Origin of the sequence: Shewanella sp. 10N.286.45.A1 (genome assembly GCF_041470405.1) — a bacterium.
In the GTDB taxonomy this organism is placed as follows: domain Bacteria; phylum Pseudomonadota; class Gammaproteobacteria; order Enterobacterales; family Shewanellaceae; genus Shewanella.
In genome coordinates, this window is the sequence record NZ_JBFRMK010000441.1 from 1 (window position 1) to 694 (window position 694).

General features: G+C 39.3%; 1 protein-coding gene. It reads left to right on the forward strand.

Annotation, left to right across the window (positions count from 1 at the left end; all coding sequences use genetic code 11):
- A partial coding sequence (locus tag AB4238_RS22305; RefSeq protein ID WP_372035810.1) for a hypothetical protein occupies positions 1–685 on the forward strand: 685 nt, incomplete at its 5' end.
- Between the last annotated feature and the right edge of the window lie 9 nt (positions 686–694).

Genomic DNA, 694 nt, shown 5'->3' on the forward strand with positions numbered 1-694 from the left:
GTTCAACAAGCTGTTCAAGTGGGACAAATATACAAGGAAGCTAGCATTGTTCTCTAACCTGAAAGATAAAGATCAGTTAGTCTGCGTACATACGATTGATGGAGAAAGGGAAGATGGCCATGAAATACCAGTGCCTGATATGCGTGCAAACAAGCCTATTGGAGTACATGATCAAGAAACTGATCAGACTGCATTTTTCCAAAAATTAATATACGCAAAGATCGAACAGAATCAGATAGGAGTAGCTGCTCCAAACGAAATATCCTTATCGCTGAGCATATCGTCTAAAGCTAAGGATCATGCCAATACATTAAGAGAGCACATCAAAGGTATTTCCAAGGCATCTGATGGGTCACTATATGACCAAGGGGTGAAGGCCGCATATGACTTCTTAGAGGAAATTCAAACTTCTATTGTTTTTGGATACAAAGCTGTTGAGTCCTTTTGCAACACAAGCATTCCTGAAGAGTACATTTACAAAAAGAAAAATAGTAAAGGAGTAATTGAACACTACGGGAAAGAGCAGATTGAGAGATGGATTAGCACCTCAGAAAAAGTGTCCTCTATTTTACCTGATGTTCTTGATGTCGATTCCCCGAATAAAGAGAGCTTCTGGTCTGATTTCAAAAACCTGGAACGACTAAGAAATGAGATAATACACAGTAAGTCTAGGCTGAGTAAATAGTGCCACCCA